A 13,703-nucleotide genomic window follows, 5' to 3' on the forward strand; every position below is an offset into this window, starting at 1 on the left:
AAGTTTACGCTAATAATGAACGTATCATTCATTTTTGGAGTTGAAGTCGATGCAGGCCAAAAAAGAACAGGTTCGGCGAGAGATCGAAGCGGCCGCGCTGCATGTTTTTTTCGAACAAGGTTACCCGCAGGCTCGGATCGGCGATATCGCCGCCCGCTGCGGCATCTCGACCGGCAACGTCTACACTTATTTCGGGAGCAAAAAGCAGCTCTTCGAAACGGTGATCCCGCCTTCGCTTGTCGAACATCTGAACGAACTGCTCGTTCAAGCGATCCGCCGATACAACGAACGCGGCGCAGACTCGAGGTATATGGAAAATCCGGAATCCGTGCCGGAAGAAAGTGCGGCGACACTGATGGAGTACCGGAAGCAAATCGTCATTCTGCTGGAGAAAAGCGAAGGCACGATCTATGCCGGACATAAAGAAAAATTGATCGATCTGATGGTCGACACCAAATGGCCTTATACCCAATCGAGTTACGAGCGTTACGCCGTCAATGAAGAAGAAAATCGCCTGCTGCTGCATATCGTTTGTACCAGCTTGGTCGATCTGTTTCTGGACCTCTTGAAAAGAGAACTGAGCGACGCTTCCAGACTCGCCTTATACAAGGCCCTCCATGTGTATCGGCTGCACGGCGTAAACGGCTTGAACGATTAAGCGGCCAAGAATCGGAGGACAACAAGATGAATATCGGATCGGCTTTGACGAATTGCACGGTCATCCACGGCAGCGCGGAAGTTCCGCCTGCACCGAATATGACGATCGGAATCGACGAAGAAGGCAGGATCGCGGCTCTGGGGCCGACGGAACAAACGGCGCTGCCCGCCGGTTGCCAGGTGACCGACTTGTCGGGAAAATACGTGATGCCCGGACTGATCAACGCGCATGTGCATCTGTTCTCGGACGGCAAACCGATAGGCTTGTCGCTCGGGGAAAGCGCGCTGAACGTCGGCATCAAAGTCTTGGGAACGCCTCTCGGCAAAAGAATCTTATTGAAGCGAATGAAAAAAAACGCCGAAACCGCGCTGATGTCCGGCGTGACGACGATGCGTTCGGTCGGCGAGTTTTTCTATCAGGACGTCAAATTGCGAGATCTGGCGGCGAAAGGACGAGCGATCGCGCCCCGGCTGCTCGTGTCGGGATATTTTCTTAGCGTAACCGGCGGGCACGGTGCTCCTTATCTGGCGCTCGAAGGCGATTCGCCGTGGGAAGGTCGACGCAACGTGCGCCGCAATGTGCGGGCGGGGGTAGACTGGATCAAGATCTGCACTACCGGCGGCGTTACCGATGCGCGGGCGCTCGGCGAAGCGGGCAGGCTTCAGATGACGGAAGAAGAAGTCGCGGCGATCTGCGAAGAAGCGCATAAGATCGGCCTGATGGTCGCCGCCCATGCGGAGAGTCCCGAAGGCGTATCGGTCGCGCTGCGCGGCGGCGTCGACACGATCGAACACGGCGCGGAAATGGACGAAGAAACGATCGCGCTGTTCAAGCATAATCCGAAATCTTTGCGCGGTTATTCCTCTTTGATCCCTACTCTTCAAGCCGGTTATCCCGTCGCTCTTGCGGACCGCAGCCTGACGAACGTATCGGATACCGTATTCGGCAACGGACAAATGATTTACCGGCATATGCTGACCGCTTTCCGGCAGGCGATCGAACACGGTCTTTCGATCGGAATCGGCACGGATGCCGCCATGTCGTACGTGACGCATTACAATCTGTGGCGCGAGCTGGATCATATGATCCGTTTCGCGGGGATCGGCGAAGCCAAGGCGATCGATCTGGCGACGCGTTCCAACGCGGAGATTCTGGGCTTGGGACGAGAACTCGGCACGATCGAACTCGGCAAAAAAGCGGATCTGCTCGTGCTCGAGCAGAATCCTTTGGAACAGATCCGCGCGTTGGCGAATCCTTATCAAGTGCTGCTGAACGGCAAATCGGTCGATCTCCGTCCGGTTCGAAAGTTCGCCGAAGTCGACGAACTGCTGGATCGCCTGTAGTGTGTAAAAGTTCGGCGATATTCGTTTCGGCAATCGAGTTCCGCCGACGAGCATACAAAAAAACCTCGGCGCTCCAAGCGCCGAGGTTTCGCTTTATTTATTCCGATTTTTAATACAGCGTCATGTACTGATCGCGTTCCCACTGGTGAACTTGAGTGCGGTACATATCCCATTCGATTTCTTTCAGCTCGTAGAAGTGCGTCAGCGCATGCTCGCCGAGCGCTTGAACGACCACTTCGTCGCGGATCAGTTCGTTCAACGCTTCTTTGAGGTCGGCCGGCAGGCTCGGGATGCCTTCTTCGATCCGTTCTTCTTCGGACATCACGTAGATGTTGCGGTCGATCGGAGCCGGCAGAGTCAGTTGTCTGCGGATCCCGTCCAGACCGGACTTCAACATGACGGCCAATGCCAGATACGGGTTCGCTGCCGGGTCCGGGTTGCGGACTTCGACGCGCGTGCTGAGGCCGCGGGAAGCCGGGATACGGATCATCGGGCTGCGATTGCTGGCGGACCATGCCACGTAGCAAGGCGCTTCGTAACCCGGTACCAGACGTTTGTACGAATTCACGGTCGGATTGGTAACCGCCGCGAACGCGCGGGCGTGCTTCAGGATTCCCGCCATGTAATAGCGGGCCGTTTCGCTGAGGCCCAGCGCATCGCTTTCGTCGTAGAACGCGTTCTCTTTGCCGCGGAACAACGATTGGTGGCAGTGCATGCCCGAACCGTTCATCCCGAACAGCGGTTTCGGCATGAACGTCGCATGCAAGCCGTGCTGACGGGCGATCGTTTTGACGACCAGCTTGAACGTCTGGATCTGGTCGGCCGCTTTCAACGCGTTTTCGTATTTGAAGTCGATCTCGTGTTGTCCCGGCGCTACTTCGTGGTGGGACGCTTCGATCTCGAAGCCCATTTCTTCAAGCGTGATGACGATCTCGCGACGGCAGTTCTCGCCGAGATCGGTCGGAGCCAAGTCGAAATATCCGCCTTGGTCGTTCAGCTCGTCGGTCGGATTGCCTTTCTCGTCCGTGCGGAACAAGAAGAATTCCGGTTCCGGTCCGACGTTCATCGCGCTGAAGCCCATTTCTTCGGCTTCTTCGAGCGCGCGGCGCAGCACGGCGCGAGGGTCGCCCGCGAACGGCGTGCCGTCAGGCATATAGATGTCGCAGATCAGGCGCGCGACGCGATTTTCGGTTACCCACGGGAAGATGACCCAAGTATCGAGGTCCGGGTACAGATACATGTCGGATTCTTCGATCCGAACGTAACCTTCGATGGAAGAACCGTCGAACATCATTTTGTTGTCGAGCGCTTTCTCCAATTGGCTGAGCGGAATTTCGACGTTCTTGATCGCGCCGAGCAGATCGGTGAACTGAAGACGAATGAAACGAACGTTTTCTTCTTTGGCGATCCGTAAAATATCCTCTTTACTGTAACTCAAGATACCCTCTCCTCTTCATGTCTTTTCTTTGGTCAAGATCAATGATTCGCGCTCTTGAGAACGCGGAGAAGCCCAATACGCATTATTTTCTATTAAAGAATCGGGACAGCTCGCCTTGAATCAGCGAGACTTGGCCCGGCTTCTTACCGGAAACCAGCTGCTGCTTGAGCATGCGGTGAAGCTGCGAATCGGAGAGCTCCTTGCGTTTCTCTTCGGTCGCGGCGTTCAAGACCGTCGCTTCTTCGGACTCGCGAGTGACCGGGTTCATCACCTGCTTGATGCCGGCAATATTGACGCCTTTCTCGATCAGCGCCTTAATCTCGAGCAGACGCTCCACGTCGTTAAAAGAGAACAACCGCTGATTGCCCGACGTGCGCGCCGGAACGATCAGGCTGTGCTGTTCATAGTAGCGGATCTGCCGAGCGGACAAGTCGGTCAGTTTCATCACGATGCCTATCGGGAACAAGGCCATATTTCTGCGAATATCGTCGCCCATATATTCATCAACCTTCCAGATGTACTTTTCTTAATCTCTATCTTATTGTACATATCCTGATAGGAAGCGTCAATGATGTGTTAGGTAAACTCACAATAAATTACGATCAAAAAGTGTCTGAAGCGCGTTAAGCACTCCGTATTTGACGTGGGAGTAGGTCAGACCGCCCTGCAAATAGCCGATATACGGCTCCCGGATCGGCGCGTCCGCGGAAAGTTCCAAGCTGCCTCCCTGAATGAACGTACCTGCCGCCATAATGACGGGATGCTCGTATCCCGGCATGTCCCACGGCTCCGGAACGACGTGGCTGTCTACCGCCGCGGCGAGTTGAACGCCCTGCACGAAAGCGATCAGCTGCTCCGCCCGTTCGAACACGACGGCCTGAATCAGGTCCGTTCTCGGCGCGTTCCACGCCGGACTGCTGGCGAAACCCGCCTGCTCGAACATGGCCGCGGCGAAGATGCTTCCTTTTACCGCTTGTCCGACGATGGTCGGCGCCATGTAAAGCCCTTGGTAGATTCCTCGGGTGGTGCCCAGCATGGCGCCGACTTCCGCGCCGATGCCCGGCGCGGTCAAACGGTAAGCCGCCAGTTCGACCAAATCGCGCCGACCGCAGATGTAACCGCCCGTTTCCGCCAGACCGCCGCCCGGATTTTTGATCAGGGAACCGGCCATCAGGTCGACGCCGACTTCGGTAGGTTCGATCTTCTCGGTAAATTCGCCGTAACAATTATCCACGAAGACGACGGCGTTCGGGCACAGTTCTTTGACCTTCCGCGTCATCTCGCCGATCTCTTCGACGGTAAAAGGCGATCTCCACGCATACCCGCGCGAACGTTGAATGCCGATCACTCGCGTATCGGGCGTGATCTGGCGCTTCACTTCTTCCCAGTCCACGCCGCCGCTTTCCAGCAGCGCCGCTTCCCGGTATCCGATGCCGAAATCGGCGAGCGAACCGGTGCCGTCGCCAGCTTTGCCGATGACTTTATGAAGCGTGTCGTAAGGCGCGCCGGTAATGTAGAGCAGCTCGTCGCCTGGACGCAGCACGCCGAACAACGCCGTCGAGATCGTATGCGTGCCGGACGCGAAATGCGGACGCACCAATGCGGCTTCCGCTCCGAATACCCGGGCGTAAAGCTCGTCCAGTACTTCGCGGCCCCGGTCGTTATACGCGTACCCCGTCGACGGGTTGAAGTGATAATCGCTGACTTTGCATGCGCGGAACGCTTCGATCACTTTCCATTGATTATGTTCCACAATCTCGTCGACGATCTCGAAACGCGGGCGTACCAAGCGCTCCGCTTCTTCTTTCCATTGCACGATCGCAGTATCAAAAGTTTTCATTGCTTCGCATTCCGTCCTTCTTCTTTATGTTTCGGGTTGGTTTCCTCCGCGACGTTATCATGACTCGAAATGTCAGACCTTTATCTGACACTTCACAACATTAACGCGTCACACTTATGTGAGATTAGCGTCACAAAGTCTTTTCGCGGCTGTTCCGTCGCTCGACGCGGACGATCCGTTTCGTTATTGTTTGTAGTCTTCCAACAAATAGGCGTATTTTTCGGCTTCGCCTTTGTGCAGGCGAACCTCGTATACGACGTCTTCTTCTTCAAACTCTTGAGAAACCACGTCTCCCATGCGATACAGCTGCGAAGCCAGATCGCCTCTTGCGCCCGGAATGCGGTACTTCACGGTTCCGCCGGTCAGTTCTTCCTGCAGTCGCTCGAGCAGCCGGTCCAAATCCGATTGTTCGTAAGCGCTGATCAGCAGATTTTGTTCGTCCTGCGGCGGCAGCATTTCGAGCTGTTCAGGCGAACACAGGTCTTTTTTGTTGAAGATGCGAATTTCCGGCTTGCCGCCGGCTCCCAGTTCTTCCAGCAGCTTTTCTACCACTTTGATCTGGTCGTCGAGCATCGCGGAGGAAGCGTCTACAACATGCAGCACGAGATCCGCTTCGTTGACTTCTTCCAACGTCGCGCGGAACGCGGCGATCAGATGGTGAGGCAAATTTTGAATAAAACCGACGGTATCCGTCAGCACGATCTCTCGGCCGCCCGGCAGTTCGAGCGTTCTGGAAGTCGGATCGAGCGTCGCGAACAGCTGGTTCTGCACATAAACGTCGGCATGCGTCAGTTGGCGCAGCAGCGTCGACTTGCCGGCGTTCGTATACCCGACCAGCGCGACCTGCACGGTTCCGCTTTTTTTGCGGCGTTGACGCTGCAGCGTGCGATGCTTCTCGACTTCCGCGATCTGACGGCGCAGCTCGTCGATCCGTCCGCGAATATGCCGACGATCGGTTTCGAGTTTGCTTTCGCCGGGACCGCGGGAACCGATGCCGCCGCCGAGTCTCGACAAATTGCGTCCTTGTCCGGCCAGACGAGGCAGCAGATAGCTGAGCTGCGCCAGTTCGACCTGAATGATGCCTTCGCGCGTTTTGGCGCGCTGCGCGAAGATATCGAGGATCAATTGGGTCCGGTCGATGATCTTCAGATCCAATTCTTCTTCCAGATTGCGCACCTGCGCGCCGGACAATTCTTGGTCGAAGATCGCCGTATTCGCGCCCAATTCGTCGGCCACGACTTTGAGCTCCTGCACTTTGCCTTTGCCGATAAACCACTTGGTGTCTTTGGTCTCCCGGTTCTGCGTTAGCGTGGTGAGCACTTCGACTCCCGCCGTCTCCGCCAACGCGATCAATTCTTCGAGCGAATATTCGGTATTGATTCCCGAACGTTTGACTTCGTCGGTGACCAAGCTGACGAGGACCGCCCGCGGCCGTTCTTCGCCCGCCGTATCGTAAGTTGTCGTATTTCGCATAAATGTTCTCCTTCTATCCGTCTGGGGTTCTTCGTCCTTGCGAACCGCAGTCCGCCGGAACTCCCGAAAAACCCGGCATCCCATTATCCCCGATTATTTGCCGTCTGGCAATGAGGTCTTATCAAACAGCCATTTGGTAAAAGCCAACGTTTCGCGTCCGCGCGTCTGCCACAAATTCAGTTCTTTGGTCGGAGCCAGCACGAACTGCGGATCGTCGTACCCCAGAAATTCGGCGATATCCTCGGCTCTCGCGCCGTGGAAGCGATGGGTTACGATCGCCGCCGTCTTCATCCCCCGTTCTTCCATGATACGGCGGCTGAAGAGCAGGTTTTCGTAAGTGCTCGTCGCTTTATTTTCCAGCAAAATGTCGGATTCGGGTACGCCGAGCTGCTGCAAATATTCGGCCATTCCTTCCGCTTCCGTCAGCTTCATCTGCGGATTGTCCAGGCCTCCGCTGACGATCAACGCCGGGTAATCGCCTTTTTCGTAGCCTGCATAAGCGGCATCGAGCCGTTCTTTGAGCGCGGGACTCGGCTTGTTATCCCACAAACGGGCACCGAGCACAACCGCGACATCGCTTTTGCGATGAAGGTCGAGCGTCGTGCCTTGTCCGATCCGAATCTGGATATACAACGTCCAGCATGCGAACAGCAACAACAGGCTCAGCAGCAAAACAAACCCTTTTTTTCTCCAACGTCCGCCGCGCTTCGTTCTTCTGTCCGGGATGTTCACCGGTCCGGTTCGAAACGCGTTCGTCCGTTCTGTTTTTTTCACCTTGCCAAATCCCCTTCCTTTTCGGTCCCCGATGCTCGACGCATTCAGACTTTCAACGCCGATGCCGGGAACAAACGTCTCCGATGTTCGATCGACAGCCGGAAGTAAGGAAACGCGTGCGCGTCGATCATCCGCAGAAGACCGTGGGCCGTTCGGGTAGCCAGCGCGTAATCCGCTTCCGTGATCACGCCCCGCCGCAGCGCGTCGTCCAGCTCGTCTTCGTCGAGCAGAAAGACGGTCCCGTCTCCCAATACGACGATATCGAGATACAGATCGTCGAACCAAGGCACGCCTTGATCCGTCACGCCCTGCGATTTGCAGATATCAATATACCATTCGACCACTTCCCTTTTTTCGTTGAACATCGTGGTGACGATAAAATGGGCATCCTTGGGAAAATACTGAAGCCAAGAATAGCCTTTGTCGGCCACACAAAACGTGAGTCCCCCATACGTTTTCATCAGCGGTTCCTTCAATTTGAGCATGTTGTACAAGGTTACGTAGCCTGTGAAGCGGCGGCTGTCGATATACCGGCACAAGAATCTCCGGTCGGTTACGCGCCGCCAGTTGGCTCTGTCAGCAAATTTACGTTTCATAGGGAACCGACCCTTTCCATATTCCATTTGACTCAAGCTTATCACATTCTCAGTCCACTTCACAAAGGAACTGGCTTGCTCATGCTCTTTATTACCCGTTTTGCGCAAAAATACGTAAAAAAGCCTCGGAAAGCCGTATAAGGCTTTCCGAGGCTTGCTTGATTATTCCATTTAAGGCTGCGTTACGGTGCCGTCCGTCGCGCCTGTTCCGTCGGTTCCCGTCGAATTCGGGTCTGTCGGCTGGGCGTTCGGATCGGTCGTCGGCGGGTCCGTCGTTGCTCCCGCCGGATCGTCCTGCGGCGGATCGTTCGGAACGACGGTTCCCGGAACGGTCGTATCCCCGCCGTCCGTTCCGCCGTCGCCCGGCGGAGGCACGGGAGTACCGGAATCGCTGCCGTTCGGCCCGCCGTTTCCGTTTCCGTTGCCGTTTCCGTTGTTGCCTTGCGAGCCGCCGTCATTCCCGTTTCCGTTATTACCGTTCCCGTTGTTTCCGTTGTCGTTTCCGTTTCCGTTTTGTCCGCTGCCGTTATCAGGCGGAACCGTAGGCTCCCCGCCCGGATTCGAACCCGGATCTTCTTGGCCTTGATCCGGAGGCGGCGTGGTCTCTTCCGGAACGTTCTCTTCCGGGTTATCCGCGGCCGGAACGTTGAGCGTGACCGTGTTCGACGCCGGCGATTCGACGATCGGATCTTCGCCGGCCCGATAAGCGGTCACGAAATAGTTGTAGGTCAATCCCGGCAGAGCGCTCGGATCTTGAGCCGTCGCCGGCATCAGTCCGTCGCTCAGCATGGAAGGCTGGGTCTCCGACGATTCCTGACGGTACAGACGATAACGAACGTTATCGCCCGTTACAGGCTGCCAGGACAAAGCAACCATCTGATTGCCTACGTCGTAAGAAGCGACCAATCCTCCCGGAGCCGCCAACGGTTCGTTCGTTACCGTTTCTTCCGGTTGTTCGGGCGGAGGCGTCTCTTCGACCGGCGCATCCGGCGCTTTGAAGTCGCTGACCGGCATCCCGTCCATCGCTTCTTTCATGACGCGCGCGAACATGGACGCGGCAAGCTTACTGCTGTTCTTCAGCATATGCTGGCCGTCCGGCTTGTCGTAGCCCATCCATACGGCTCCGGTCCATTCCGGCGTATAGCCGACGAACCAGACGTCCCGGTTGCCGCTGTTGCCGCTGATTCCGCTCTGCGTCGTGCCGGTCTTGCCGGCCAGCGGACGGTCGATGTTCGCTTTGCGTCCCGTACCGTCCGTCACGACGCTCTCCATCATCTGGGTCATTTCGTAAGCGGTCTTGGCGTTCATGACCTGCTTCGGCTGGTTGATGTGGCTGTAGATCTCGACGTCGTTCGAATCGCGAATCGACTTGATCGCGTAAGCGTCCATAAACTTGCCGCCGTTCGCGAACGAGTTATACGCCTGCGCCATCTCCAGCGTATTCGTGCCGGTGCTGAGACCCCCGAGCGCGATGCTCAAGTTATGGTCGTTTTCCGTCAAAGGAATGCCCAGCGATGTCGCGAAATCGAAGCCTTTTTCCACGCCGATCTGATTCAGGATCCAAACGGCCGGAATATTGATCGACTCTTCGAGCGCTTCCTTCATCGACACGGTCTCACTGTAGCCGTGCAGGTTCTTCGGACTGTAGCTGCCGAAGCTCTGCTTCTCGTTGCTCAGCGGCGTATCGACGGTGAACTGGCCGGAATCGAGCGCCGGCGCGTAAGCGGCGATCGGTTTGAACGCCGAGCCCGGCTGCCTGCGGCTGTTGACCGCCCGGTTGAAGTCGCCTTTGTGATAATTGCGCGCGCCCAGAATGGCGACGATGCTGCCGTTCTGACTGTTCGTGATCGTCATGGAAGCTTGTACCGGCTGATCGTCCGGACTGTCCTCGAACAGCGAATCGTCTTTGAACGCTTCTTCGAGCGTCTGCTGAGCTTTGGCGTCCATGGTCGTATAGATCTTGTAGCCGCCGCGGTTCAGATCGTCTTCGGACATCGCCGTGGCGTCTTCCGCTTCTTGCAAAACGTAATCGATAAAGGCTTGGTAATGCGATTCTTTCGTTTCCGGCGGCTTATAAGTATAATCGATCTTCGCCGCCGCCGCGCGTTCCTCGTCGGTGATGTACCCCTGCTCGTACATGAGCTGGAGCACCACTCCGCGCCGCTCTTTGGACTTGTCGGGATTCGCGATCGGATTGTAGCGGGTCGGCGCCTTCGGCATCGCGGCCAACGTCGCCATTTCCCACAGCTTCAGATCGTTCAGGTTGCTTTTGCCGAAATAACGTTCGGAAGCGGCTTTGATGCCGTAATACTGACCGCCGAACGGAATCCGGTTGAGATACATGGCAAGAATTTCGTCTTTTTTGTAATTGCGTTCGAGCGCCAAAGCGATCGACACTTCGGTAGCTTTGCGGAAAAAGGTCTTGTCCGAAGACAAGAAGATGTTTTTCGCCAACTGTTGGGTGATCGTGCTGCCGCCTTCGACGGCGGAACGCGCGATAATGTCGCGAACCGCGGCCCGGCCGATCGACCGGAGATCGACGCCCGAATGCTCGAAGAAACGTTTGTCTTCGGTCGCGACGAAAGCGTCTTGAAGCAGCTTCGGAATCTTGTCCGCGTCGACGGATTCGCCGCGCTGGATCTTGACTTCGCCGATCTGCACGCCCGTCCGGTCGTAGATGACCGTCGGCGCTTTGATTTCTACCTTATCCTTGTTGGCCGCGAGAATCTTCTCCCCGTTGACCATGATGAACAGGTAGCCGGCCAGCGCGCAGAACACCGCGATCGCCGCCGTGAAAAACAGCGTCCAGAAAACGCGTTTCCCCGTGATTTTTTTCTTTTTCGGGGAGTTCTTTTTCGCCGGAGGCTTCTTGCCTCCGCCGTTCCCTCCGCTGCCGCTGCCTCCGGTCGTCCGGTTGGAGCGGCTCAGTTGTGGGTTAGGCATGATGGTTTTTGACACCCCTTTTGCTTTCTTCGCGGCCGGTCGGTCCGGCCGCGGACCACGCTAATGAAAAGAACAACCCGTTAAGGTTGCTCTCATTCGCAGCTATGGGTTTAGACGTTACTATACACGAAAAGTTTCACGACATGCCGTTACAGCTTTGTCATGGCTTCGTCACCATTGACGGCAAAAATCGGTTACTCTCCGGATGTGCCTTCCTGCTGAGCCAGGGATACGTTGCGCTGCGGCATGAACGTGGAAATGGCGTGCTTGTACACCATTTGTTGACGGCCGTCGCTGTCGATCACGATCGTGAAGTTATCGAACGCTTTGATCGTGCCGCGGATCTGAAATCCGTTGGTCAGATAGACCGTTGCCGGGATATTCTCCTTACGCAGTTGGTTCAGGAACGTGTCTTGAATATTAATGGATTTGTTCATAACCGGTACCCCCAATTGTCATTTTACAGTCGCTTTTTTTCAGAAATCGGAGCCGAACCTTCCCGTAATTATACCATGAATCTTCTCGTAATTTGCAGAAAAGTTTTCCGGTTCGGAAACGTCAACCCAGCGGATATCCTGCATGTGCCGGAACCAAGAAAGCTGGCGTTTGGCGAAATGCCGGGTATCCCGTTTCAATCGGTACACCGCTTCTTCGAGTGTCGCCGATCCGTCCAGGTACGGCCAGATTTCTTTGTAACCGAGACCCTGCATGGAAACCATGTCCGGCGTGTACCCTCGCGCGCGGAGTGCTTCCACTTCTTCGATCAGTCCCTGCTCCATCATCTGGTCGATCCGCTCTTCAATACGGTTATATAGCATTTGGCGGTCCATTGTCAAACCGATCAAACATAGGTCGTAAGGCGTGGTCTTTTTCTGACGCGCCAACTGCTGCGACAACGTCTCTCCGGTGAGATGATGAATCTCGAGCGCCCGGATCACGCGCCGCGTGTCGTTCGGATGAAGCCGCTGCGCCGAAGCCGGATCGATCTCGCCCAGACGCGCATGAAGCGCTTCTACGCCTTCTTTTTCCGCAAAAAGAGCCTGTTCCCGTCTGAAGTCTTCATCCGCTCCGCTCTCCGCGAATTCGTACCGGTAACATAGCGATTCGACGTAAAGTCCGGTACCGCCCACGATAAAAGGCAGGCGGCCGCGCGAAGCGATCTCCGGGATCAGCGCATCGCAGCGTTCCTGAAATTCGGACACGGAAAAAGGTTCGTCGGGCTCATGAATATCGATCAGATGATGCGGCACGCCCTGCATTTCGGGTTCGGTAATCTTGGCCGTCCCGATATCCATACCCCGATACACCTGCATGGAATCGCCCGAGATGATCTCGCACGAAAAAGCTTGGGCCAGTTCGATGCTCAGCCGGGTCTTGCCCACCGCGGTCGGACCGATCAATACGAGCAGTTTCGGCTTAGGGGCCGAGTCGGGCGGAACCACTTCGTTCTGCCCGAAATCGCCGCGAACGGCCGGTTCGTTATTCGAGTTCTTCTCGGCGGCGTCTTCCGACGCTGCAAAGCTTGCAAATTCTTCAGTCAACTTGGATCACTCCGTACGTAATTTTGGCATGGTTGCGGGCATCCGGGGTAAAACCGAGACGCTCCATCTCGCCGCTGCCTTTCTTTTCTTTGAGCACGACCGTTTTGCGGGCTACCCGGACCGCTTCGCGGATCGATTCTTCGCTCAAAGCGCGCGTGTCCGCATAAACGCGGAGCGGCGAGATCGCCGAAGAGTCGTACACGGGCTTGCGGAACATCGGATCGAAATACACGATGTCGAAACTGTTATCGGGCAGCGATCGCAAATAGTCCAGATGGTCGGCGTGAATCACTTCGACGCGGCGCATCGCTTCGCTGACGGCCGTCTTTTCCGTCTCGTAGCTGGCGAACCCTTCGCGCAGCAGGACCGATAGCTCGGGCGACGCTTCGAGCGAGCGGACCAGCCCGGTCGGCCCCACCTTGACGGCGAACACCAGCGAATCGGTGCCGAGTCCCGCCGTGCAGTCCAGCACGCGGTCGCCTTCCTGCGCGCGGGAGACGTCGATCATCGGATCGGGTTCGCCTCTGAGCAGCCGCTTGGCGCGAACGTAGCCCATGCTCGGATGGTATTCCAACACCGGCTGGTCTTCGCGGAACAGGCGGACCTTGCCCTGCGTCACGATCAGCACGGCATCGGCTCCGTACTGGACGAATAAGTTGGGAATCGAGAACCGCTTGCGCGGTACGAGGCGGATGCCCGCCTGCTCGGCGATCTTGCTCGCCCGCAGCAGTTCGGCCTCTTCCGGCGAATAGCCGGTGGTTACGATCATCATGACAGGTTGTTCTCCTTCTGGGCGAAAAAACGGCATGAACCGGTTTTTCGCGTGAAAAATAAAGCGGGATAAAGCGGCGATTCGATGAAGCAGGACCTTCCCCCAGTTGATTGGAACGCTCTCGGGTCATTTCCGAAACGAGTTGAAGCGTCTCGTTTCGAAAATCTGATTAGAGTCGCTTTTTGGATTGGGTCGCCGATTCGATGAAGCAGAGCCTTCCCCCAGTTGATTAGAACGCTCCCGAGTCATTTTCGAAACAAGTTGAACCGTCTTGTTTCGAAAATTTTGATTAGAGTCGCTTTTGGAATTGGGGCGCCGAATTGCT

General features: G+C 56.2%; 12 protein-coding genes. 2 read left to right on the forward strand and 10 right to left on the reverse strand.

The features are described from left to right. Positions 1-49 precede the first annotated feature (49 nt). Positions 50-658, forward strand: a complete 609-nt coding sequence (locus CDO73_RS04080; protein WP_088487200.1) for a TetR/AcrR family transcriptional regulator — start codon at positions 50-52, stop codon at positions 656-658. A 26-nt stretch (positions 659-684) separates the two neighbouring features. Further along, positions 685-2,001, forward strand: a complete 1,317-nt coding sequence (locus CDO73_RS04085; RefSeq protein WP_088487201.1) for an amidohydrolase family protein — start codon at positions 685-687, stop codon at positions 1,999-2,001. Between the two features lie 109 nt (positions 2,002-2,110). On the opposite strand, the gene glnA is transcribed toward CDO73_RS04085, so the two are convergent. The 10 genes from glnA to CDO73_RS04135 all read right to left on the reverse strand — a co-directional run bounded on the left by glnA (position 2,111) and on the right by CDO73_RS04135 (position 13,378). Beyond that, positions 2,111-3,439, reverse strand: a complete 1,329-nt coding sequence (gene glnA / locus CDO73_RS04090; protein WP_088487202.1) for a type I glutamate--ammonia ligase — start codon at positions 3,437-3,439, stop codon at positions 2,111-2,113. 82 nt (positions 3,440-3,521) lie between these two features. Further along, positions 3,522-3,935, reverse strand: coding sequence for a MerR family transcriptional regulator (locus CDO73_RS04095; RefSeq protein ID WP_087797271.1), 414 nt, complete (start codon positions 3,933-3,935; stop codon positions 3,522-3,524). A 90-nt stretch (positions 3,936-4,025) separates the two neighbouring features. Further along, the gene (locus CDO73_RS04100; protein ID WP_088487203.1) at positions 4,026-5,279 is read right to left on the reverse strand and encodes a methionine gamma-lyase family protein; all 1,254 of its coding nucleotides are present in this window, start codon (positions 5,277-5,279) and stop codon (positions 4,026-4,028) included. Positions 5,280-5,462: 183 nt separating this feature from the next. Further along, positions 5,463-6,752: a GTPase HflX gene (hflX, locus tag CDO73_RS04105; protein ID WP_088487204.1), complete on the reverse strand. Its 1,290-nt coding sequence runs from the start codon at positions 6,750-6,752 to the stop codon at positions 5,463-5,465. Positions 6,753-6,845: 93 nt separating this feature from the next. Then, entirely contained in the window at positions 6,846-7,526 is a 681-nt protein-coding gene (locus CDO73_RS04110; protein ID WP_179218548.1) for a YdcF family protein, read from the reverse strand. Positions 7,527-7,570: 44 nt separating this feature from the next. Next, positions 7,571-8,122, reverse strand: coding sequence for a ribonuclease FAU-1 family protein (locus CDO73_RS04115; RefSeq protein ID WP_018977625.1), 552 nt, complete (start codon positions 8,120-8,122; stop codon positions 7,571-7,573). Between the two features lie 171 nt (positions 8,123-8,293). Then, positions 8,294-11,065 carry a PBP1A family penicillin-binding protein gene (locus tag CDO73_RS04120; RefSeq protein ID WP_088487206.1) on the reverse strand — a complete coding sequence of 924 codons (2,772 nt, stop codon included), beginning with the start codon at positions 11,063-11,065 and terminating at the stop codon, positions 8,294-8,296. 194 nt (positions 11,066-11,259) lie between these two features. After that, positions 11,260-11,502 carry an RNA chaperone Hfq gene (gene hfq / locus CDO73_RS04125; RefSeq protein ID WP_088487207.1) on the reverse strand — a complete coding sequence of 81 codons (243 nt, stop codon included), beginning with the start codon at positions 11,500-11,502 and terminating at the stop codon, positions 11,260-11,262. A gap of 39 nt (positions 11,503-11,541) precedes the next feature. After that, positions 11,542-12,507, reverse strand: a complete 966-nt coding sequence (gene miaA / locus CDO73_RS04130) for a tRNA (adenosine(37)-N6)-dimethylallyltransferase MiaA (protein ID WP_088487246.1) — start codon at positions 12,505-12,507, stop codon at positions 11,542-11,544. Positions 12,508-12,598: 91 nt separating this feature from the next. Further along, positions 12,599-13,378 carry a class I SAM-dependent methyltransferase gene (locus tag CDO73_RS04135; protein WP_306437504.1) on the reverse strand — a complete coding sequence of 260 codons (780 nt, stop codon included), beginning with the start codon at positions 13,376-13,378 and terminating at the stop codon, positions 12,599-12,601. Positions 13,379-13,703: the final 325 nt, after the last annotated feature.

Origin of the sequence: Saccharibacillus sp. O23 (assembly GCF_002205895.1) — a bacterium.
Classification (GTDB): domain Bacteria; phylum Bacillota; class Bacilli; order Paenibacillales; family Paenibacillaceae; genus Saccharibacillus.

Coding starts and splice junctions, on each gene's coding strand:
- CDO73_RS04080 (WP_088487200.1), top strand. CDS start 50: ATGCAGGCCAAAAAAGAACAGGTTCGGCGAGAGATCGAAGCGGCCGCG.
- CDO73_RS04085 (WP_088487201.1), top strand. CDS start 685: ATGAATATCGGATCGGCTTTGACGAATTGCACGGTCATCCACGGCAGC.
- CDO73_RS04095 (WP_087797271.1), bottom strand. CDS start 3,935: ATGGGCGACGATATTCGCAGAAATATGGCCTTGTTCCCGATAGGCATC.
- CDO73_RS04100 (WP_088487203.1), bottom strand. CDS start 5,279: ATGAAAACTTTTGATACTGCGATCGTGCAATGGAAAGAAGAAGCGGAG.
- hflX (WP_088487204.1), bottom strand. CDS start 6,752: ATGCGAAATACGACAACTTACGATACGGCGGGCGAAGAACGGCCGCGG.
- CDO73_RS04115 (WP_018977625.1), bottom strand. CDS start 8,122: ATGAAACGTAAATTTGCTGACAGAGCCAACTGGCGGCGCGTAACCGAC.
- CDO73_RS04120 (WP_088487206.1), bottom strand. CDS start 11,065: ATGCCTAACCCACAACTGAGCCGCTCCAACCGGACGACCGGAGGCAGC.
- hfq (WP_088487207.1), bottom strand. CDS start 11,502: ATGAACAAATCCATTAATATTCAAGACACGTTCCTGAACCAACTGCGT.
- CDO73_RS04135 (WP_306437504.1), bottom strand. CDS start 13,378: ATGATGATCGTAACCACCGGCTATTCGCCGGAAGAGGCCGAACTGCTG.